The 20,442-nt window shown below is 74.7% G+C and carries 20 protein-coding genes; 12 read left to right on the forward strand and 8 right to left on the reverse strand.

Annotated elements, in window-relative coordinates; all coding sequences use genetic code 11:
• Positions 1–55: 55 nt before the first annotated feature.
• From O1G21_RS21860 to O1G21_RS21870, 3 genes are all read right to left on the reverse strand, one after another.
• A complete protein-coding gene (locus O1G21_RS21860) occupies positions 56–1,021 on the reverse strand; it encodes a Rossmann-like and DUF2520 domain-containing protein (protein ID WP_270146238.1) in 966 nt (321 codons plus the stop codon).
• Positions 1,022–1,095: 74 nt separating this feature from the next.
• Complete coding sequence (locus tag O1G21_RS21865; protein WP_270146240.1) at positions 1,096–1,785, reverse strand: response regulator; 690 nt, start codon at positions 1,783–1,785, stop codon at positions 1,096–1,098.
• Between the two features lie 20 nt (positions 1,786–1,805).
• A complete protein-coding gene (locus tag O1G21_RS21870; RefSeq protein ID WP_270146242.1) occupies positions 1,806–3,029 on the reverse strand; it encodes a sensor histidine kinase in 1,224 nt (407 codons plus the stop codon).
• Positions 3,030–3,158: 129 nt separating this feature from the next.
• Here O1G21_RS21870 and O1G21_RS21875 point away from each other — a divergent pair, with 129 nt between their 5' ends.
• On the forward strand, positions 3,159–4,175 hold the full coding sequence (locus O1G21_RS21875; protein ID WP_270146244.1) for an SAM-dependent methyltransferase: 1,017 nt from the start codon (positions 3,159–3,161) through the stop codon (positions 4,173–4,175).
• Entirely contained in the window at positions 4,172–5,341 is a 1,170-nt protein-coding gene (locus O1G21_RS21880; protein ID WP_270146246.1) for an NADH-quinone oxidoreductase subunit D, read from the forward strand. Before O1G21_RS21875 ends, O1G21_RS21880 begins: the two co-directional genes overlap by 4 nt.
• Before the next feature lies 1 nt (position 5,342).
• Here O1G21_RS21880 and O1G21_RS21885 read toward each other — a convergent pair whose 3' ends face one another.
• On the reverse strand, positions 5,343–6,239 hold the full coding sequence (locus O1G21_RS21885; protein WP_405000694.1) for a hypothetical protein: 897 nt from the start codon (positions 6,237–6,239) through the stop codon (positions 5,343–5,345).
• Positions 6,240–6,389: 150 nt separating this feature from the next.
• Here O1G21_RS21885 and O1G21_RS21890 point away from each other — a divergent pair, with 150 nt between their 5' ends.
• Both O1G21_RS21890 and O1G21_RS21895 read left to right on the forward strand, forming a co-directional pair.
• Positions 6,390–6,842: a hypothetical protein gene (locus O1G21_RS21890; protein ID WP_270146248.1), complete on the forward strand. Its 453-nt coding sequence runs from the start codon at positions 6,390–6,392 to the stop codon at positions 6,840–6,842.
• A 28-nt stretch (positions 6,843–6,870) separates the two neighbouring features.
• Positions 6,871–9,720 carry a toxin glutamine deamidase domain-containing protein gene (locus tag O1G21_RS21895; RefSeq protein ID WP_270146249.1) on the forward strand — a complete coding sequence of 950 codons (2,850 nt, stop codon included), beginning with the start codon at positions 6,871–6,873 and terminating at the stop codon, positions 9,718–9,720.
• 33 nt (positions 9,721–9,753) lie between these two features.
• Here O1G21_RS21895 and O1G21_RS21900 read toward each other — a convergent pair whose 3' ends face one another.
• Together O1G21_RS21900 and O1G21_RS21905 are read right to left on the reverse strand one after the other, a co-directional pair.
• Positions 9,754–10,044 (reverse strand): hypothetical protein, encoded by a 291-nt coding sequence (locus tag O1G21_RS21900; protein WP_270146251.1) that lies wholly within the window; start codon positions 10,042–10,044, stop codon positions 9,754–9,756.
• Entirely contained in the window at positions 10,041–10,322 is a 282-nt protein-coding gene (locus tag O1G21_RS21905; protein ID WP_270146253.1) for a hypothetical protein, read from the reverse strand. The genes O1G21_RS21900 and O1G21_RS21905 overlap by 4 nt, the downstream gene beginning before the upstream one ends.
• A 121-nt stretch (positions 10,323–10,443) precedes the next feature.
• Here O1G21_RS21905 and O1G21_RS21910 point away from each other — a divergent pair, with 121 nt between their 5' ends.
• The 7 genes from O1G21_RS21910 to O1G21_RS21940 all read left to right on the forward strand — a co-directional run bounded on the left by O1G21_RS21910 (position 10,444) and on the right by O1G21_RS21940 (position 18,524).
• A complete protein-coding gene (locus tag O1G21_RS21910) occupies positions 10,444–11,736 on the forward strand; it encodes an SUKH-4 family immunity protein (protein ID WP_270146255.1) in 1,293 nt (430 codons plus the stop codon).
• A 139-nt stretch (positions 11,737–11,875) separates the two neighbouring features.
• The gene (locus O1G21_RS21915) at positions 11,876–12,736 is read left to right on the forward strand and encodes a glycerophosphodiester phosphodiesterase (protein ID WP_270146256.1); all 861 of its coding nucleotides are present in this window, start codon (positions 11,876–11,878) and stop codon (positions 12,734–12,736) included.
• A 95-nt stretch (positions 12,737–12,831) separates the two neighbouring features.
• A complete protein-coding gene (locus O1G21_RS21920; RefSeq protein ID WP_270146258.1) occupies positions 12,832–13,794 on the forward strand; it encodes a Ppx/GppA phosphatase family protein in 963 nt (320 codons plus the stop codon).
• Positions 13,795–14,325: 531 nt separating this feature from the next.
• Positions 14,326–15,129: a sugar phosphate isomerase/epimerase family protein gene (locus O1G21_RS21925; protein WP_270151168.1), complete on the forward strand. Its 804-nt coding sequence runs from the start codon at positions 14,326–14,328 to the stop codon at positions 15,127–15,129.
• A 44-nt stretch (positions 15,130–15,173) separates the two neighbouring features.
• Positions 15,174–15,944, forward strand: coding sequence for a class I SAM-dependent methyltransferase (locus O1G21_RS21930; protein WP_270146260.1), 771 nt, complete (start codon positions 15,174–15,176; stop codon positions 15,942–15,944).
• A gap of 139 nt (positions 15,945–16,083) precedes the next feature.
• Positions 16,084–17,928: a dihydroxy-acid dehydratase gene (ilvD, locus tag O1G21_RS21935; protein WP_270146262.1), complete on the forward strand. Its 1,845-nt coding sequence runs from the start codon at positions 16,084–16,086 to the stop codon at positions 17,926–17,928.
• An 83-nt stretch (positions 17,929–18,011) separates the two neighbouring features.
• The gene (locus O1G21_RS21940) at positions 18,012–18,524 is read left to right on the forward strand and encodes an EamA/RhaT family transporter (protein WP_270146264.1); all 513 of its coding nucleotides are present in this window, start codon (positions 18,012–18,014) and stop codon (positions 18,522–18,524) included.
• Positions 18,525–18,526: 2 nt separating this feature from the next.
• Here O1G21_RS21940 and O1G21_RS21945 read toward each other — a convergent pair whose 3' ends face one another.
• Both O1G21_RS21945 and O1G21_RS21950 read right to left on the reverse strand, forming a co-directional pair.
• Complete coding sequence (locus tag O1G21_RS21945) at positions 18,527–18,784, reverse strand: hypothetical protein (RefSeq protein ID WP_270146265.1); 258 nt, start codon at positions 18,782–18,784, stop codon at positions 18,527–18,529.
• Positions 18,785–18,944: 160 nt separating this feature from the next.
• The gene (locus tag O1G21_RS21950; protein WP_270146267.1) at positions 18,945–19,394 is read right to left on the reverse strand and encodes a hypothetical protein; all 450 of its coding nucleotides are present in this window, start codon (positions 19,392–19,394) and stop codon (positions 18,945–18,947) included.
• Positions 19,395–19,573: 179 nt separating this feature from the next.
• Here O1G21_RS21950 and proC point away from each other — a divergent pair, with 179 nt between their 5' ends.
• Complete coding sequence (gene proC, locus O1G21_RS21955) at positions 19,574–20,401, forward strand: pyrroline-5-carboxylate reductase (protein WP_270146269.1); 828 nt, start codon at positions 19,574–19,576, stop codon at positions 20,399–20,401.
• Positions 20,402–20,442: the final 41 nt, after the last annotated feature.

Raw genomic sequence — 20,442 nt, forward strand, 5'->3', positions numbered from 1 at the left:
GTCGCTTCGGCGACCGAGTAAAGAAGCCCCGGTCCAGGCCGGGGAGGAGTCACGTCTAGCGCTTCTCCTCGTTGAGGTCGAGAGCGTCCAGCACAGCGGCCGCCGAGTCGGTCGACAGGGTCCCGTTCGCCACCGCCCGCTGCGCGGTGGCGCGGGCCATCGCGCGGTAGGCCGCCGGGACGTCCGGGGACACCGTACTGAGCTGCGCCAGGTGGCGCCGTACGGTGCCCGCGTCGCCCCGGGCGACCGGGCCGGTGAGGGCCGCGTCGCCGGAGCGCAGGCTGTTGTCCAGGGCGGCGCCGAGCAGCGGGCCGAGCATCCGGCCGGGCTCGGCGACGCCGGCCGTGCGCAGCAGCTCCATCGCCTGGGCGACCAGGGTGACCAGGTGGTTCGCGCCGTGGGCGAGGGCGGTGTGGTAGAGCGGGCGGACCTCCTCGGGCACCCACTCGGGCTCCCCGCCCATCTCCACCACCAGCGCCTCGGCGACCGGCCGCAGCTCCTCGGGGGCGGTCACGCCGAACGGGCAGCCGGCCAGCCGGGCGAGGTCGACGGAGGTGCCGGTGAAGGTCATCGCCGGGTGCAGGGCCAGCGGCAGCGCCCCGGCCCGGGTGGCGGGCTCCAGGATGCCGACACCGTGGGCGCCGGAGGTGTGCACCAGCAACTGGCCGGGGCGGACGGCGCCGGTGGCGGCCAGGCCGGACACCAGGTCGGCCAGCGCGTCGTCCGGGACGGTCAGCAGGACCAGGTCGGCGGCGGCCATGACCTGCGGCGGGGTGACGATCCGCACGCCCGGCAGCAGCGCGTCGGCGCGGCGCCGGGAGGCGGCGGACACCCCGGAGGCGGCGACCACTGTGTGCCCGGCGAGCTGAAGCGCGGCGCCCAGCGCCGGGCCGACCCGGCCGGTGCCGACCACGCCGACGGCGAGCCGGGCCGGGCGGTTGCCGGGGTCGCTGGGATCAGCGAAGGCCTGGTCGCCGAGCGGGGCGAACTCACCGAAGCCGGCGAAGTCGGACGAACCCATGTCCACCCTTGTCCTGAATGACCGTTCCGGTCCACCTGCGGGTACCGGACGTACCGCCCCAGTGTACGGAAGTGTCAGTCCGCCGCCCCGGCCCGGATCAGGCCGGCCTCGTACGCCAGCACCACGGCCTGGACCCGGTCGCGCAGCCCCAGCTTGGCCAGGATCCGGCCGACGTGGGTCTTCACGGTGGCCTCGGAGAGCACCAGCCGGGCCGCGATCTCACCGTTCGACAGCCCCTGGGCGACCAGCAGGAACACCTCCCGCTCGCGCTCCGTCAGCGGGCCGAGGACGTCCGAGCCGGGCGCGCTCTGCGGGGTGGGCAGCACCTCGGCGAAGCGGTCGATCATCCGGCGGGTGGTGGTCGGGGCGACCACCGCGTCCCCGCCGTGCACCGCGCGGATCGCGGCCACCAGCTCGGTCGGCGGGACGTCCTTGAGCAGGAAGCCGCTGGCCCCGGCCTTGAGCGCGGCGAAGGCGTACTCGTCCAGGTCGAAGGTGGTGAGGATGAGCACGTGCGGGGCGTTCGGCAGCGGGCTGCCGTCCCCGGCCAGGCAGATCCGGCGGGTCGCCTGCACCCCGTCCAGGCGTGGCATCCGGACGTCCATCAGGATCACGTCCACCGGCGTGTGCCGCAGCAGGTCCAGGGCCTGCGCGCCGTCGCCCGCCTCGGCGACGATCTCGATGTCGCCCTGCGACTGGAGGATCATCCGGAAGCCGGTGCGCAGCAGCTCCTGGTCGTCGACGAGCATCACGCGGATGGTCAAGGGGGGCTCCTAAGAGGGGGTTAGTGCGCCGCCTTGAGCGGGAGGACGGCGCGGATCCGGAAGCCGCCGCCGGGGCGGGGGCCCACGTCGAGGCTGCCGCTGACCATGCCGACCCGCTCGCGCATGCCGATCAGGCCGTGGCCCAGACCGTCCGCGCCGCCGGTGGCCAGTTGCTCGTCGGTGCTGCCGCGGCCGTCGTCCTCCACCAGGACGGCCAGCTCGCGTTCGCCGAAGTCGACCGCGACCCGGGCGTGCGCGTCGGGGCCGCCGTGCTTGCGGACGTTGGTCAGCGCCTCCTGGACGATCCGGTAGACCGTCAGCTCGACGCCGCGCGGCAGCTCGCGCGGGTGCCCGGAGGTCGCGTAGTCCACCTGCAGCCCGGCGGTGCGGACCTGCTCCAGGAGGTCCGGCAGCTCCTCGACGCCCGGCTGCGGGACGTACTCCTCGGCGGTGTCGGCGGTGCGCAGCACGCCCAGCAGGCGGCGCATCTCGACCAGGGCCTGCCGTCCGGTGGAGGCGATCGTGCCGAGCGCCTCCTTCGCCTGTTGCGGGGAGTTGTCGAGCACGTAGGCGGCGCCGTCGGCCTGGACGATCATCACCGAGACGTTGTGCGCGACCACGTCGTGCAGCTCGCGGGCGATCCGGGCCCGTTCGGCCGCGACCGCCACCTTGGCCTGGGCGTCCCGCTCGCGTTCCAGCCGGGCCGCGCGGTCCTCCAGCTCGGTCAGGTAGGCGCGGCGCACCCGGGTCAGCCGGCCCCAGGCCCAGCAGAGGATGAACGGGGTGCTCATCAGCACCATGATCAGCACTGCTTCGCCGAGGTTGTACGGGCGGGAGTGCGCCTCGCCGCCCTGCACCGTCGTCTTCAGCGGGTTCATCTGCCAGAACGTCAGCGGCCCGGCGGCCAGCCCGGCGGCCAGGGCCAGCCGGGAGGTCCACTTCTGACCGAAGGCGGCACCGGTGTAGGCGAAGACCAGGTAGGCGATGGCCGAGGCGCCCGGTTCGACGTCGGCGACCACCTGGGCGAGGGCGACGCCGGTGGCGGCGGCGACCGTCACGTCGGGGAAGCGCCGGCGGAAGACCATCAGCAGCGGCAGCAGCACCGCGACCAGGAGCTCGGCGTTGAGGCGCCAGCCGGTGTCGAACTCGTTGTTCGGCAGCAGGCCGAGGAAGAGCACGATCGACGCCCAGGCGGCGTCGACCACCATGGGGTGACGGCGGAGCCAGGCGTTGAGTCGATGCACGTCTCCAGCCTAGGCAGTCGCGCGAGGTGCCCAGGTCCGCCGGTAGGGCGATCCGCCCTACTCCGTAGGTCGGAGACGTCGCCGCTCCGGTTGGGAGGGGGCCCCGGGGGCCCGGTAGCGTCCCGCCCCATGACTTGGATGCGGTGGGCGCCTGCCATGGAACGGGCCCTGTACGACCCGGAGGGCGGCTTCTACCGCAGGCCGGAGGGCCCGGCCGGGCACTTCCGCACCTCGGTGCACGCCTCGCCCCGGTTCGCCCGTGCGGTGGCCCGGCTGCTGCTGGAGGTTGACGAGGCCCTCGGCCGTCCGGAGGAGCTGGCCCTGGTCGACGTCGGGGCCGGGCGCGGGGAACTGCTGACCGGGGTGCTGGCCGAACTGCCCGGCGAGGTGCTGGCGCGGCTGCGCCCGTACGGCGTGGAGATCGCGGAGCGTCCGGCCGGACTGCCGTCCACAGTCCTGTGGACGGACGAGTTGCCGCGCGGCCTGACCGGGCTGCTGTTCGCCAACGAGTGGCTGGACAACGTGCCGCTGGACGCCGGGGAGGTGGACGGGGACGGGGTGCTGCGCTACGTCGAGGTGGACACCGCGACCGGCCACGAGCGGTTCGGCGAGCCGGTCTCGGCGGCGGACGCGGCCTGGGCCGAGCGCTGGTGGCCGGTCGAGCACCCCGGGGACTTCGTGGAGTTCGGCGCGCCCCGGGACGCCGCCTGGGCGCGGGCCGTGGCCGGGCTGGAGCGCGGTCTGGCCGTCGCCGTCGACTACGGGCACACGGCGCAGCGGCGACCGCTGTTCGGCACCCACGCGGGCTTCCGGGACGGCCGGGAGGTACCCCCGGTGCCGGACGGCTCCTGCGACGTCACCGTGCACGTCGCGCTGGACGCGATCGCGGTGCCCGGTCTCCACAGCCTGTGGACGACCCAGCGCGAGGCCCTGCACGCGCTCGGGGTGAGCGGCGCGCGCCCGTCGCTGGCGCTCGCCTCCACCGACCCGGCGGCGTACCTGCGGGCGCTGAGCGGCGCGGGGGAGGGGGGCGAGCTCACCGACCCGGCCGGACTGGGCAGCTTCGGGTGGGTCCTGCAGGCCGTCCACATGCCGGTACCGGCGAGCTTGGAGCTGCTGCCGGGATGGCAGACTCTGGGGTCATGAGGGAGACCACGGTCGGCATCGGGGCGGGAGCCGAGAACTTCACCGGCGAGGCGGGCACCACCGACATGGTGCTCAACATCGGCCCGCAGCACCCGGCCACGCACGGCGTGCTGCGGCTGCGGCTGCTGCTCGACGGCGAGCGGATCGTCACCGCCGAGCCGGTGATCGGCTACATGCACCGGGGCGCGGAGAAGCTGTTCGAGGCCCGCGACTACCGGCAGATCATCATGCTGGCCAACCGGCACGACTGGCTCTCCGCCTTCTCCAACGAACTCGGCGTGGTGCTCGGCGTCGAGCGGATGCTCGGCATGGAGGTCCCGGAGCGGGCGGTGTGGGTGCGCACCCTGCTCGCCGAGCTCAACCGGGTGCTCAACCACCTGATGTTCCTCGGCTCCTACCCGCTGGAGCTGGGTGGGATCACCCCGATCTTCCACGCCTTCCACGGCCGTGAGGAGCTCCAGCACGTGCTGGAGGAGGCCTCCGGCGGCCGGATGCACTACATGTTCAACCGGGTCGGCGGCCTCAAGGAGGACCTTCCGGCCGGCTGGCTCGGCCGGGTCCGCGCCGCCGTCGCCAAGGTCCGGTCGGAGATGCCGGTCTTCGAGGACCTCGTCCTCGGCAACGACATCTTCCGCGCCCGCACCGCCGGCGTCGGCGTCCTCACCCGGGCCCAGGCCGAGGCGTACGGGGTCAGCGGCCCGATCGCCCGGGCCAGCGGCCTCGACCTCGACCTTCGCCGCGACGAGCCCTACCTCGCGTACGGCTCCGAGGAGCTGCGGCAGGTGCTCACCGTGGTCACCCGCGAGGAGGGCGACTGCCTGGCCCGCTTCGAGTGCCTGCTGGAGCAGACCCTCAACTCGCTGGACCTCGCCGACGCCTGCCTCGACAAGCTCGCCACCCTGCCGCCCGGCCCGGTCAACCAGCGGCTGCCCAAGGTGCTCAAGGCGCCCGAGGGCAGCACCTACGCGTGGACCGAGAACCCGCTCGGGATCAACGGCTACTACCTGGTCTCGCGCGGCGACAAGACGCCGTGGCGGCTCAAGCTGCGCTCGGCGTCCTTCAACAACATCCAGGCGCTGACCGAGCTGCTGCCGGGGACGCTGGTGGCGGACATGGTGGCGATCCTCGGGTCGATGTTCTTCGTGGTCGGCGACATCGACAAGTAGGTCACCCGGCCTTGGGCTTCCTGGCCGGGTCCGCCGGGTGCGGGGCCACCTTGCGGTCGCCCTTGGTGGCGATCCGCTGCTCGCACAGCCGGGCCAGCACGTCGTACGCCTCCTTCCCCATCAGCTCGGTGAGCTCGGGGCGGTAGCTGACGTACACCGGCTCCGCGCCCTGGTGCGCCGCCGGGGCGCCGGTGCACCACCAGTGCAGGTCGTGGCCGCCCGGGCCCCAGCCGCGGCGGTCGTACTCGCCGATCGAGACCTGCAGGTAGCGGGTGTCGTCGGGGCGGTCGATCCAGTCGTAGGTGCGGCGGATCGGCAGCTGCCAGCAGACGTCCGGCTTGGTCTCCAGCGGTTCCCGGCCCTCCTTGAGGGCGAGCGCGTGCAGGGCGCAGCCGGCGCCGCCGGCGAAGCCGGGGCTGTTCACGAAGATGCAGGCGCCGTTGACCCGGCGGGTCTGGCGGTCGCCGTCCTCGTCCAGCATGGTGATGCCGCCGTCGGCCCTGATCCGGCCCTTGGCGTCGGTGCCCTCGGCGAAGTTCTGCCACAGCTCGGGCGTCAGCCGCGCCGCGTGCTCCAGGACGCGCTTCTCGTCGTCCTCGTCCGAGTAGTGGGCGCCGAGCGTGCAGCAGCCGTCCGACTCGCCGCGGCCCTCGCGGATGCCGTGGCAGCCCTGGCCGAAGACGCAGGACCAGCGGGAGGTCAGCCAGGTGAGGTCGCAGCGGAAGACCTGCTCGTCGTCGGCGGGGTCGGCGAACTCGACCCAGGCGCGCGGGAAGTCGAGCGGGACCTCGTCGCGCGGGATCTCGCGGCGCAGGGTCGGCATCGCGAGGTCGACGGGGGCGGGGGAGGCCTCGGGCTTCGCCTTGGCCTTCTTCTTGGACGTTTCTGCTGGTGCCACCCGGCAAGGGTAGAGCTTCGCGGGGGCGTACGGGCGGGTGGTCGCACCCGGGGCGTGGTGAAGGCGGGGTGAAGAGGTCCGGCGGGCGGTACGGGCGGGGGCGGGCGGGTGCCTAGGATGGGCGGCCAGTCGCTACGGGGAGGTACGGGGATGGCAGGCGGCAGCACCGGGACGTCCGACGGCGGCAGCGGCGGGTTCGTCCTCAAGCCGTGGGAACTGCACGGTGAGGGGCGGGAGTTCGAGAAGCTCGGGCGCGAACTGGGCAAGGCCGTGGGCACCCTGGACAAGGGCCTGGCCGCGCTCGGCACGCCCTGGGGCACCGACCAGCCGGGCAGCGCCTTCGCCGCCGTGTACGGCCCGGCGCACGGCGAGCTCCTCGGCGGGCTGCGGGCGCTGGCCGGGCAGGTCGGGCAGGTCGGCGCCGGGCTGCACGCGATGGCGGAACGGACCACGGACACCGACACCTCGACCGCGGACGGCTTCGGAGGGCAGCCGGACCCCTCGGCCGGCCCGGCCGGGCCCGTCGCCCGGCCGGCGGTGTATTCGGGATCCGGGGCAACCCCGGGGGCGGCACCCGCCGTCCCCCAGGACATGTCGGTCTGAACGGCCCGGCTCGAAGGGGGAGAAGCGCGTGTCCCGGAAACTGCCCGAGGAACTGGTCCCGCTCCTGGCCAGGACCGGCCACCCGTGGCCGCAGGCCGACGAGGAGGCCCTGCGCAAGGCGGCCGCGCACTGGCGGGAGTTCGCCGCCGAGGCCGACCGGATCACCCGCCGCGGCGGGGAGTCCGTCCAACGGGTGGCCGCCGACAACTCCGGCCACGCCGTCGACGCCTTCACCGCGTACTGGCGGACGTACAGCGACGGCGGCAAGGGCCACCTGGTGGACGCGCACACCGCGGTCGGGCTGGTCGCCACCGCCTTCGACGCCGCCGCGCAGGCCGTGGACGGCGGCAAGGCCGAGATCATCGCCACCCTGCAGAACCTGGCCGCCGAGCTCGAGCAGGCCCAGGAGCAGGCCGCCAAGGTCCAGCAGACGGCGGCCGTGGTCGCCACGAGCACCGGGCAGACCGGGCAGGCTGGGCAGACCGGGCAGACCGGGGTCTTCGGCGGGCTGGAGAAGTCCGTCGCCGGCCTCGCGGACGGTGTGAAGAACGCGGCCACGACCCAGGTCGCCGCGGGCGTCGAGGCCGTCGCGGTGGAGACCGCCGCGCTGAAGATCGCCGGGCTGCTCGCCGAACTCGGCCGCGGCATGAAGGACGCCCTGGCCACCGCGCTCAAGGAGCCGGCCGCCGTGGCCCTGCTGCGGCTCGGCACCGCGTCCGGGACGGGCGTCACCACCGCCTCCTACCGCACCAGGGGCGGCTTCGACCCGCTCGCCGCCGGACTGCCCACCGCCCTCGGCGAGCCCGGGGTGCTCGGGAAGGACGGCACCGGACTGGTCGTGCTCTCCGGGCGGGACGGCAAGCCGCTGGTCGGGGTGCCCGGCCTCAGCGTCAAGCTCGACGACCACGGGCAGCCCGTCCTCGGCCCGGACGGCAAGCCGGTCATCCTGCGCTCCGACGGCACGCCGGTGGCCGATGCCGCCGGGCTGCTCGTGGTCACCGGGTCGGACGGCAAGCCGGTGGTCGGGGTGGCCGACCTGGGCGTCCGGCTGGACGAGCACGGGCAGCCGGTGCTCACCGACCGGCAGGGCAAGGAACTGCACGGGCTGCCGCTCGCCGACCTCACCGACCCCCGCGATGCCAAGGGCGATCCGAAGGCGCCGGGCACGGTGCCGGCGTCGTCCGTGGTGCCGACGGTGGACCCGACGGCCGCTCCCGCCGTGGTCCCGGCCGCGCTCCCCACCGTGGATTCCGCCGTCGTCCCCGTGGGTTCCGCCACTGCCGTCGTGGATCCCTCCGCGGTGCCGTCCGCGGCCCCGGCGGCCGATCCGGTGGTCGCCGCCGCACCGGCGTCGGGCCCCCCGTACGGCGGCTCGCACCGGGCGGTGGCGGCCGCCGCCGACTGGTCGCCGCCCGGGCGGGACGACGGGCCGTCGGTGCGGGCCGCGGCGGCGCACCAGGGCGGCGGACCGGTGGCGGCGAGTTGGTCGGACGGGGACTACCCGCTCCAGGCGCCCACCCACGGTGGTGGCGGCGGCAGCAGCGCGCCGGTGACCGTACGGACCGACTCGGTGAGTGCCCCGCCCGCGCCCGCCGCCCCGCCGTCCACCGGCGGTCCCGCGTACGGCTCCGGGTACGGCCAGGCGGCCGGCCCGGCGTACGGCTCGGCCCCGGAAGCGCCGTCGGTCGTCCGGCCGGTCGGAGTGGTCGGCGTGCCCGGGCAGTTCGGGACACCGGCCTACTCCGGCGGCTACCCCGGGATCGGCACCGTCGGCCCGGTCGGACCCGGCCCGCTCGCGGCCGGCGGCGTGTCGGCCGGGCCGGGGGCGGCACACGTGGCCGCGCCCTTCGGCAGCGGCATCGGGACGGGCGTGCCCGGCGGCGTCGTGGGCAGCGTCACCGGGACGGGCGGGCCCGGAGCCGGCGCCCCGGCCGTCGGCGCCCCCGTGGCCGGCGGACCCCAGCCCGGTGCCGAGCCCCGGCCGGGCGCGCCCCGCACCCCGGTGGGCACCGCCCCGCACCCGGGCACCGCCCCCGGCCCGGCCGCCCCGCCGCCCGCCCCGGCCGAACCGCCGATCGTCGGCACCACCCCGGTCATCGGCCGGCCCGAGCCGCAGCACGCCGACGGCCGCCGCCGGGACACCGCCGCGGCCCTCGCCGACCCGACCCTCGCCTGGGGCGCCGTCCCGGTCGCCACCGCCCACGCCATGGCCCTCCAACTCGCCCTGCGGGCCCGGCGCGGCCCGCTCACCGACGACCCGGAACTCCGGCTGCGCACCATCGCGGACAGCCGCCCGTACGGCCTGCCCGGCGGACTCGGCCCGGTCGACCCCGAGCACCAGGCCGAACTCGAACGCCGGGTGCCGCGCGACGAGGACGGCCTGCCCGTCCGCCACCCCGACCCGGCCGTCGGCGGCTGGTTCGAGGTGGTCAACGCGGGCGGCCACGGCGAACCCGGACGGGCCAACAACAGCCTGGAGATCGCCCTCTCCGCCGTCGACACCTACACCGGCCGCCCCACCTGCGCGGCCCCGCGCATCCCCACCGAGGGCGACGCCGGCGAACGCGGCGGCCGCGACCGCGCCGAGCGCGAACTCGGCGCCCCCTTCCGCGACCTCGGCGACGGCGGCCAGGCCTTCACCCGCCTCGCCGACGAACTCCGCCGCGCGGGCCACGGCGCCCAGGCCGTCCTGCTCACCCTCGACGCCTACGGGCGCCCCCACGCCTGGAACGCCGTCAACCACCAGGACACCGTCACCTACCTCGACCACCAACTCGCCCGCCGGAGCCCCGCCCCGCTCCACCCCGCCACCCAGGGCCTCTGGGCCATCGCCCTGACCCCGGAGGGCCGGCCCCTCGACCTGGCCGCGGCCGGGTGACTGCGGGGAACCGACCCCGCCAAGGCGCTTCGATCAATCCACTCGAAGGATGCGGGAGACGTAGATCCGCAGCGGCTCCTGCCCCTCGTGCACTGCGTATTCCACCAGGCCGAGATCGCGGCGCAGCGGCGCTGAGTGCATGCCGGGTCGGCCTGGTACCGGCGTGCTCAGGCGGGGGTGGGCGTTCTCGCGGAGGTCGACGAGGAACGCGACGACGGCGGAGAACACGTCGGGTGCCGTGCCAGGGTCCCCGAGGAGTTCCTCCACGGCTGGGGAGAGGGTGATCGGGTTGTCCTCGTCAGGGATCTGGAGGTGGTCGCTCACTGTGCCCCGAGCCGGCGCAGCACCGTGGACGCCGGGACGCCGGGGGCGGTGCCGTCCTGGATGGCGGCATGAATGCGGTCACCCTCCGGGTCGCGGTAGAGATTGGCACGCAGCCACCAGCGGCGCAGGACGCCGCCGATCGTCTCGTCGTCGGCTTCGCCCATCTCCCGGTAGAACTCCATCCGCTGTGCCGGCGGGAGGGCGGCGGCGACGGCGTCCTGGGTGCGGGCAATGGGCTGACGGTCGTCGTGGTGGCCGTGCATGGGTGCTGCGCTCACCATTCCTCCGGAGGTTCTCGTCGGACGGGACCGGTACCAGTGTCCTCCCCCGGCGGACTCCGCTGGTAGCCGGCGGGGGTTGGATGATAGTGAGGTCCGAATCGAGGACGGGGGTGGACGGGTGATCTCGCGGGCGCAGGCGGTCGAGGCGGGGCATCGGTGGATCAACGGGGATCTGCCGCAGGGAGCCGGGGCGGTGCGGCGGGTGTGCGCGCACGAGTTCGAGCTCGGGTGGGTGGTGTGGGCGGAGCCGCCGCGGGTGGAGGTGGATCCGCGCAGCGGCGAGCGGCGGGCGCCCGTGGAGGTGGGGGCCGCGTGTGCCGTGGTGGACCGGGAGAGCGGGCGGTTCACGGTGTGGCCGTCGGTGCCGGTCGAGGAAGTGGTCGGGCTCTACCGGGACTTCGTCGGCGCGGGCGGCTACGACCCGACCAGACCGCCGGCCACCGGCCGGGGCGCCCGGGCCGAGCTGACGTACCGGGACGGCGCCGGCGGGACCCACGCGCTGGCGCTGCGTTCGGCCCCCGGTCTGCCGCACCCGGCGCTGCGCGGCTGGTGGTGGCTGCGGGAGCAGGGCATCCCGGCCGAGGACGTGCTGGCGGTGCGGACCGACCTGCGGCTGAGCGCGCTGCCCGGCGGCTACTGGTCCTACGCGCTGGCGGCCGAACTGCCGCACGCCCGGCTGGACTTCGAGCTGCCGTACGGGCCGCGCTTCGACCACCGGGCCGCCGCCGTACGGGAGTTGCCCGCCCCGCCGGAGGGCCCGGGCCGCAACCGGGTGCCGTTCCCGCGCGCGGTGCCGCCGTCGCCGGGGGAGCCGGACGCGGTGCTGGCGGAGCGGCTGACCCGGCGCTTCGGCCCGGCGGGCGTGCAGCGCTTCGATCGGGCGGACGTGACGCGTGCGGAGCTGCCCGGGGACGCGGCCGCGCTGCTGCTGGCCGCGGGGGTGCCGAAGGCGGTGGACGGGTTCTTCGCGCTGCACCACCCCGGGGTGGAGGCGATCGCCGACGGCTCCCGCCCGGGCACCGTCCTGCCGCCGCTCGCCCCGCACCTCGCCGGGCTCGGCCGCGGCACCCGGGCGGCCGAGCGGGAGCGGCTGGCGCTCGCCGGGCAACTGGTGCTGGGCACGGACGGCTGGGCGCTGATCACCCTGGACGCCGGATCGGGCGCCGTCCGGGCGGTCGACCCCGACTACGCGACGGCCCGCCACTGCAACGCCGACCTGCGGGCCTTCGTCCGCTGCCTGGAGCTGTTCGCCGGCTGGTGGCCCGCACTGCGCGGGCTGGACCCGGCGGCCGCGGGCGCGGCGGTGGACGCCCTGCAGCGGGGCCTGGCGGAGCTGGACGGTGCGGTCTACGGCGATCCGGAGAACTGGTGGGCCGTCATCGTGGAACAGTTGTGGGACGGTCTGCTCTGATCCGACCTCAGACGGCGCTCCCGGGAACCGGACACCGTCACGGAGTTGTCAGAACGATCAGATGACCGCGAACCAGTCGAACCCAGGACCCGAGCGACCCGAACGACCTGCGCGACCCGAGCAGCCTCTTGGAGCCCCTGTGACCGCCGCCCCGCCCCGCACCGCCCGGACGGCCGTCCTCGCCGCGCTCGCGACCCTGGCCGCCGGCTGCGCCGCGGGCGGCGGCCCCGCGCTGCAGGCCCGTTCGGCCGCCGCGACGCCGGTGTGCGGCTCCCCGGTGGTGATCGGCCACCGGGGTGCGCCGTTCAACGCGCCCGAGAACACCATGGCCTCCTTCGAGACCGCGCTCGACCAGGGCGCCGACTGGCTGGAGACCGACGTCCAGACCACCCGGGACGGCGTCCCGGTGCTGATGCACGACCCCACCGTGGACCGCACCACCAACGGCAAGGGCGCCGTCGCCGACCTGACCGCCGCCCAGGTCGCCGCGCTGCGGGTGACCGTCGACCCCGGCCCGGCCCAGCCCGTCCCGACCCTGGAGGAGCTGCTCCAGCGGCTCTCCGGCAGCAGCGCCACCCTGCTGATGGAGATCAAGTGGCAGCGCGCCGAGGACGTCGCCCGGATCGCCCGGATCGCGGCCGGCAGCAAGGCGCACGTCATCCTCTACTCCTTCTCGGTCGACCACCTGCGCCGGGCCCACGCGGTGGCGCCCGCCCTGCCCGTGGTGCTGATCCAGAGCGGCGGGATCGCCGAGGACCCGGGCGACCTGAAGCTGAACGGGATCGCCCTGGACGCCGGCCTGGCCAGCGCGGCCCGGATCGCCGCCGAGCGCAAGGCCGGACGCGAGGTCTACGTCTGGACGCTGGACGGCGAGGAGTCCTGGCAGCTGATGACCGCCCGGGACGCCGACGGCCTGATCACCGACACCCCGGGCCCGGCCCGCCGCTGGGTGGACGCCAACTGCCGCACCGAACGCCGGTCCGGACAGCGCGGCCACTGAAGAGCGGTCACCGAACGGTCGGGACCGATCCGGACCAGGGCGAATACCGTCACGACCGATCTCCTCGACGTCCGCATCGCGTAGCGTGGAGAGTTATGCGACTCGGTGTGCTCGACGTAGGTTCCAACACGGTCCACTTCCTCGTGGTGGACGCCCATCCGGGTGCCGCCCCCCTGCCGGCCTACTCGCACAAGGCCGAGCTGCGCCTGGCCGAGCTGCTGGACGAGTCCGGCGCGATCAGCGAGGCCGGCATCGAGCGGCTGATCGGGCACGTCGCCTCCTCGCTGCGGGTCGCCGAGGACAAGGGCGTGGTCGACATCCTGCCGTTCGCCACCTCCGCCGTGCGCGAGGCCGCCAACGGCGAGCAGGTGCTGCGCCGGGTCACCGACGAGACCGGGGTCGAACTGCGGGTGCTCTCCGGGCAGGACGAGGCCCGGCTCACCTTCCTGGCCGTCCGCCGCTGGTTCGGCTGGTCCTCCGGCCGACTGCTCAACCTGGACATCGGCGGCGGCTCGCTGGAGATCGCCTGCGGCCTGGACGAGCAGCCGGACGTCGCCTGCTCGCTGCCGCTGGGCGCCGGACGGCTGACCGCCCGCTGGCTGCCCGGCGACGTCGCCGACCCGGACGGACTGCGCGAGCTGAGACGGCACGTCCGGGCCGAGATCGCCCACGTGGTCGGCGAGATCTCCCGGCTGGGGCCGCCGCGGCACGCCGTCGCCACCTCCAAGACCTTCAAGCAGCTGGCCCGGATGACCGGCGCCGCCCCCGCCGACGCCGGCCCGTACGCCGACCGCCGGCTCACCCGCAGCGGGCTGTCCGCCTGGCTGCCGCGGCTGTCCGGGATGACCGTCGCCGAGCGCGCGCAGATCCCCGGCGTCTCCGAGGGCCGGGCCAAGCAGCTGCTGGCCGGGGCGCTGGTCGCCGACGCCGCGATGGACCTGTTCGGCCTGGACGAGCTGGACGTCTGTCCGTGGGCGCTGCGCGAGGGCATCATCCTGCGCCAGCTGGACGCCATGGACAGCCCCGCCGACCGCCGCCGCCCCGCGCTCACCCTGTAGGGCTTCTCCGGAGGCCCGGGCGTGCCGATGGTCACTCCGCCGGGCATCCCACCCCGTTCCGGGCGTGCTCCGCTTACGCTGTCTCCCGTGGTGCAACCAGCGGGCGAGGACGGAACGCAGGAGGGCCGCGCTCCCGGAGCGGACGGGCAGCCGCGGCCGACGAGCCCGCGCGGACGGCTCGGCAAGGCCGGGCTCGGCAAGGCGTCCCTCGGCAAGGCGTCCCTCGGCAAGGCCGTCAAGGGCGCCACCGCCGCGCAGGCCGCCAAGGCCACCAAAGCGGTCAAGGCCGCCAAGGCGGTCAAGGCCGCCAAGGCGGTCAAGGCCGCCCAGCACACCGTGAAGAAGGCCACAAAGAAGACGACCGAGCCCACCACGGCGAAGCCGCCCAAGGAGACCCGCACCGCCCGGGCCGCCGGCGCCGCCAAGGCCGCCGTCCAGTCCGTCCGCTCGGTCAAGGCCGCCAAGCGCGACGCCGCCCGCCCGCCGCTGCTGCGCACCACCGACCGGCTCGTACTGCCCCAGCACCCGACCCTGCACATCCCGGACACCAAGGTGGTGCTGTCCACCGCCTCGGTGTACCCGGCGAGCACCGCCGTCGCCTTCGAACTGGCCGCCAAGCTCGGCTACGACGGGGTCGAGGTGATGGTCTGGAACGACCCGGTCAGCCAGGACCTGGAGGCCCTGCGCCGGCTCTCCGACGCCCATCAGCTGCCGATCCTGGCCGTGCACGCGCCCTGCCTGCTGATCACCCAGCGGGTGTGGACCACCGACCCGTGGACCAAGCTGGTCCGGGCCAGGGCGGCGGCCGAGAAGCTCGGCGCGAGCGCCGTCGTCGTCCACCCGCCGTTCCGCTGGCAGCGGCAGTACGCGCGGGAGTTCGTCGAGGGCATCAACCGGATGGCGGGCGAGACCGACGTCCGCTTCGCCGTCGAGAACATGTACCCGTGGCGCTACCGCGACCGCGAGGTGCTGGCGTACGCGCCGGGCTGGGACGTCACCGAAGAGGAGTACCGGCACTTCACCATCGACCTCTCGCACGTCGCCACCTCCCGGGTCGACGCCTTCGCCATGGTCGAGCGGATGGGCGACCGGCTCGCCCACGTCCACCTGGCCGACGGCAGCGGCTCCGGCAAGGACGAGCACCTGATCCCGGGCCGGGGCAAGCAGCCCTGCGCCGAGCTCCTGGAGCACCTCGCCCGCACCGGCTTCGACGGCCACGTGGTGCTGGAGGTCAACACCCGCCGCTCCGCGTCCCCCGCCGAACGCGAGGCCGATCTGGCCGAGGCCCTCGCCTTCACCCGCTTGCACCTGGCCACCCCCTCGCGCGTACGCTGAGCCCGGGCCCGGCCGGGCGCGAACAGCCGCACCGAGGGGGAGAGATGACGGAACGTCGGAACTACCGCGAGGCCGCCCTGAGCTTCGGCGCGGTCGCCGCCGAGTACGACCGGGGCCGCCCCGGCTACCCCGACGAGCTGTTCGACACGGTGGAGCGGCTCTGGGGCCGCGCCCTCAAGGGGGCCAGGGTCCTGGACGTCGGCGCCGGCACCGGCATCGCCACCCGGCTGCTGGCCGCCCGGGGCGCGGACGTCGTCGCGGTCGAGCCCAGCGACGGGATGGCCGCCCGGTTCCTGCTCTCCTCACCCGCCCTGCCGCTGGTCCGCGGCGACGGCGACGACCTGCCCTTCCACGACGCGTCCGCCGACCTGATCACCTACGCCCAGGCCTTCCACTGGACCCACCCCGAGCGGTCCGTCCCCGAGGCGATCCGGGTGCTGCGGCCCGGCGGGGCCGTCGCCACCTGGTGGAACGTGCAGGACGAGACCGTGCCGTGGGTCCGGGCCCGGGGCCGGCGGATGGCCGCCGCCCTCCCCGACCGCTACCACGGCTACGGCGGGATCAGCGCCCACACCGCCCACTTCGCCCCGGCCGGCCTCGCGGTCGAACGGGCGGTGCTGCGCTGGGAGCGGCGGCTCACCGTCGAGCACCTGCTCACCGACCTCACCTCGCGCTCCTACCTGGCCTCGCTCGGCCCCGAGGAGCGCGCACCGGTGCTGGCCGCCGAACGGGAGGCCGTGCTCGCCGAGTTCCCGGACGGCGTGGTGGTCGAACCGTTCGTCCTGGACGTCACCGTGGCCGTCAAACGGGGCTGACCCGCGGCGCCCGCCGGCTGCCCGCATCGCGGACGCGCCGTCCGCCGGCCGGACGGCGGGCGTAGGCTCGTAAGCCACACGGCCCCCGCACCCTCCTCACCGGCGGGCGCCGGCGACAGCCCCGAAGGAGTGGAGCACAGTGCCCGAGCTGAGGTCCCGTACGGTCACCCACGGTCGCAACATGGCAGGCGCCCGGGCGCTTCTCCGGGCCGCCGGCGTAGCCCGCGAGGACTTCGGCAAGCCGATCATCGCGGTCGCCAACTCCTTCACCGAGTTCGTCCCCGGCCACACCCACCTCCAGCCGGTCGGCCGGATCGTCTCCGAGGCCATCAAGCAGGCGGGCGGCATCCCGCGCGAGTTCAACACCATCGCCGTCGACGACGGCATCGCGATGGGCCACGGCGGCATGCTCTACTCGCTGCCCTCGCGCGACCTGATCGCCGACTCGGTCGAGTACATGGTCAACGCGCACTGCGCCGACGCGCTGATCTGCATCTCCAACTGCGACAAGATCACCCCCGGCATGCTGATGGCCGCGCTGCGCCTGAACATCCCGACCGTCTTCGTCTCCGGCGGCCCGATGGAGGCCGGCAAGGCCACCCTGGTCGACGGCACCGTGCGCAAGCTGGACCTGGTCGACGCGATCTCCCAGGCGGTCAACGAGAACGTCTCCGACGAGGACATCGCGATCATCGAGGAGAACGCCTGCCCGACCTGCGGCTCCTGCTCCGGCATGTTCACCGCCAACTCGATGAACTGCCTCACCGAGGCGATCGGCCTCTCGCTGCCCGGCAACGGCTCGGTGCTCGCCACCCACACCGCCCGCCGGGCGCTGTACGAGAAGGCCGGGCACACCGTCGTCGAGATCGCCAACCGCCACTACGGCCAGGACGACGCCTCGGTGCTGCCGCGCGCGATCGCCACCCGCGCCGCCTTCGAGAACGCCATGGCCCTGGACATCGCCATGGGCGGCTCGACCAACACCATCCTGCACCTGCTCGCCGCCGCCCAGGAGGCCGAGCTGGACTTCGACATGCGGGCCATCGACGCCGTCTCCCGCAAGGTGCCCTGCCTGTCCAAGGTCGCGCCCAACGGCTCGTACTACATGGAGGACGTGCACCGGGCCGGCGGCATCCCGGCCATCCTCGGCGAGCTGTACCGGGGCGGGCTGCTCAACGAGGACGTCCACACCGTGCACGCCGACTCGCTCGCCGAGTGGCTCAAGACCTGGGACGTGCGCGGCGGTTCGCCCTCCGCGGAGGCCGTCGAACTGTGGCACGCCGCCCCCGGCTGCGTCCGCTCCGCCGAGGCCTTCTCCCAGTCCGAGCGCTGGGAGTCGCTGGACACCGACGCCGCCAAGGGCTGCATCCGCAGCGTCGAGCACGCCTACTCGGTCGAGGGCGGCCTCGCCGTGCTGTACGGCAACCTCGCCGAGGACGGCTGCATCGTGAAGACGGCCGGCGTGGACGAGTCGATCTGGACCTTCAGCGGCCCGGCCGTCGTGGTCGAGTCCCAGGAGGACGCGGTCGAGGCGATCCTCGCCAAGCGGGTCAAGGAGGGCGACGTCGTCGTCATCCGCTACGAGGGCCCCAAGGGTGGCCCGGGCATGCAGGAGATGCTCTACCCCACCTCCTTCCTCAAGGGCCGCGGCCTCGGCAAGGCCTGCGCGCTGGTCACCGACGGCCGCTTCTCCGGCGGCACCTCGGGCCTGTCCATCGGCCACGCCTCCCCGGAGGCGGCCTCCGGCGGCACCATCGCGCTGGTCGAGGACGGCGACACCATCGCCATCGACATCCCGGCCCGGACCATCTCCCTCGAGGTGCCGGCCGAGGTCCTCGCCGAGCGCCGCCGCGCGCTGGAGGCCGGGGACGGCTACCGGCCGAAGAACCGCGACCGCCAGGTCAGCCAGGCCCTGCGGGCCTACGCGGCGATGGCCACCTCGGCCGACAAGGGCGCCGTCCGGGACGTCGGCAAGCTCGGCTGAGACCTGCTGTCACGAGGAGGAGCCGTCCCGCCGGCCGGGACGGCTCCTCCGCCGTCCGTGCCGACCGGGTGATAATCGGGGGCGTGAGCGAGCAGCCCCCCACCCCCGCCCCCAAGCCCGCCGGCGTCCCCGAGCCGGAGCCGATCCGCTTCTTCGGCACCAGCTGGCTCGACCGGGACAACGGCTACTGGCCGCGCCGGCTCGGCGTCTCGACCGGCGCCCTGGTCGCCACCGCCGCCGCCGTGCTGGTGCTGCGCTTCGGCGTCGAGGGCGTCGCGCTCTCCGACAGCGGCGGCTTCCTGAACGGGCTGCTCACCGCGGCGATCGCGGTCTGCTCGCTGATGTCCGTCCGGCGCACCTGGAAGGTGCTCACCGAGGGCAAGGACCAGCTGACCGGCTGGATGGCCGAGGACAAGTCGCTCGGCGCGGTCTGGCTGATCGGCGGGGCCGGCAGCCTGGCCGCCTACTTCGCCCGCAGCCTGGTCGAGGCCCCGGGCGAGGCCGTCCGGCGCGCCGCGTACGAGCGGGCCGTCGAGCAGCACGCCAAGCGCCGGGCCGGCCGCAGCGGCCGCCCCGGCGGGAAGCGCAAGCGCTGACGTCAGTAGCGGCTGACCCTGCCGCAGTCTCCGCCGCCGGTGGTCGGAAGGTCATTGCTGCGGTCGTACGGGTCGCTCTTGGGGCCGGTCTGTCCCGGATCGGGGCTCGCGAACTGCTCGAACTCCGGGTGCAGCAGGCCGTCGTAGACGCCGCACGCGCTGTTGCCGAGGTCCGACGCGGACTTGTCGATCATGAGCTTCCCCGGATTGACCTGGAACCTGGCCGGGTCGTAGAAGCGGCAGTCCTGCTGCCTGCACACGATCGTCCGGGTGGTCCAGGTAATTCCGGATCTTCGGCTATCGGCATCGCGCCGGTATGCCGACGGGGTGTGACGGTTCGTCGATCGGGGGCGCACCTTGTGGTGAACCCGTGCGCGGGGCTGGAGCGTTCACCGGTCCTTGTCCGGGAAAGTGCTCCGGTCAGCCCTTGCCGCGGGCCTGCTTCACCGAGCCCACCACCCCGGCGATCACCAGCAGGAGGCCCGCCGGGAGTAGCGAGATGAAGAAAGCGCCGAACAGCCCGGCGTCGCCGAGGAAGTACTGCGCCAGGGTGTTCAGCACCAGCAGCCCGCCGGCCGCCGGAAGGGCCGACTGCCACGGGTGCGCGTCGGCCCAGCGGCGCAGCCGTCGGTCGGTGGTGTCGCGGCGCAGCTGCCCGCCGACGGTGCCGACCAGGAAGAGGAAGAACAGGGCCCAGCCGGCCGGTCCGGCCAGCATGCTCAGCGACCAGTCACCGGAGATCGCCTCGACCCCCAGGGCGGTCGCCCCCACCACCGCACCGACTCCCGCAGCGGTCCGCCACGGGCCCACCGTCGCCGAGGCGGCGGCGAGTTGCCGGTTCTCACGTCGGGACATCTCGTCGTGTGCCATGCCTCCACCGTGCGCCTGCCCGGGCCGGGAGGCCATAGGGGAAACCCCGGAGTTTTCTCCCTAGGGGCGACCGCCCTCGCGACGGCTTCCCGGTACCCGGGGACCACGGAGCGGACGGTCCCGACGGGCGCCGCCGCGCGGTGGAAGGATGGCCGCAGTACCGAGGCAAGGAGCGGACCATGGGCAGCAGCGCAGCACGCGGACAGAAGATCGCCTTCCTGGGCACCGGCAAGATCGGGGAGGCCCTGCTCTCCGGTCTGCTGCGGGCCGGCAAGGCCCCGTCGGACGTCCTGGTGACCGCCCGCCGCCCCGAGCGCGCGGCCGAACTCACCGCCCGCTACGGCGTGGTGGCCGTCTCCAACGCCGAGGCCGCCAAGCTGGCCGACACCCTGATCCTCGCCGTCAAGCCGCAGGACATGGGCACCCTGCTGGAGGAGCTGGCCCCGCACATCAGCCCGGACCGGCTGGTGATCTCGGCGGCGGCCGGCATCCCGACCGCCTGGTTCGAGGAGCGGCTGGCGGCCGGCACCCCGGTGGTCCGGGTGATGCCCAACACGCCCGTGCTGGTGGACGAGGGGATGAGCGTCATCTCCGGCGGCTCGCACGCACGGGAGGAGCACCTGGCGCGCGCCGAGGAGATCTTCAGCTCGGTCGGCAAGGCGCTGCGGCTGCCGGAGTCCCAGCAGGACGCGGCCACCGCGCTGTCCGGCTCGGGCCCGGCCTACTTCTACTTCCTGGTCGAGGCCATGACCGACGCGGGCATCCTGCTCGGCCTGCCCCGGCAGGTGGCGCACGACCTGATCGTGCAGTCCGCGATCGGCGCCTCGGTGATGCTGCGCGACTCCGGCGAGCACCCGGTGAAGCTGCGCGAGGCGGTCACCTCCCCGGCCGGCACGACCATCGCGGCCATCCGCGAGCTGGAGAACCACGGGGTGCGGGCCGCGCTGCTGGGCGCCCTGGAGGCGGCCCGGGACCGTTCCCGGGAGCTGGCCTCCGGCGGGAAGTGATCGCGCGCGACCCCTCCCGCAATCGCGGCGCAACCCCTACG

Source organism: Kitasatospora cathayae (assembly GCF_027627435.1).
Taxonomy (GTDB): Bacteria; Actinomycetota; Actinomycetes; order Streptomycetales; family Streptomycetaceae; genus Kitasatospora; species Kitasatospora cathayae.